At 70.0% G+C, this 691-nt stretch carries 1 protein-coding gene; it reads left to right on the plus strand.

Features of this window, described 5'->3' with window-relative positions:
- Nucleotides 1-691, plus strand: a 691-nt coding sequence (locus tag KUM32_RS30725; RefSeq protein ID WP_217145237.1) for a serine hydroxymethyltransferase, incomplete at both ends; no start/stop codon positions are given.

The raw sequence follows: 691 nt of genomic DNA on the forward strand, positions 1-691 counted from the left end.
GACGTCATCGAGCAGATCGCCATCGACCGCATCAAGGCGCTGTTCGGCGCCGAGGCGGCCAACGTGCAGCCGCACTCGGGCGCCCAGGCCAACGCCGCCGCGATGTTCGCGCTGCTCAAGCCCGGCGACACGATCATGGGCCTGAACCTCGCGCACGGCGGGCACCTGACCCACGGCATGAAGATCAACTTCTCCGGCAAGCTCTACAACGTGGTCGCCTACCACGTGGACGAGCAGACCGGTCAGGTCGACATGGACGAGGTCCAGCGGCTGGCCAAGGAGCACCGGCCGAAGCTGATCGTGGCCGGCTGGTCCGCGTACCCGCGCCAGCTCGACTTCGCGGCCTTCCGCCGGGTGGCCGACGAGGTCGGCGCGTACCTGATGGTGGACATGGCACACTTCGCCGGCCTGGTCGCCGCGGGCCTGCACCCCTCGCCGGTGCCGCACGCGCACGTGGTGACCACCACCACGCACAAGACGCTCGGCGGCCCGCGCGGCGGCGTGATCCTGTCCACGGCCGAACTCGCCAAGAAGATCAACTCGGCGGTCTTCCCCGGTCAGCAGGGTGGCCCGCTGGAGCACGTGATCGCGGCGAAGGCCGTCGCCTTCAAGATGGCGGCCTCGGAGGAGTTCAAGGAGCGCCAGCAGCGCACCCTCGAGGGCTCGCGCATCCTGGCCGAGCGGCTGTCCC

The organism is Streptomyces sp. AC627_RSS907, assembly GCF_019049165.1.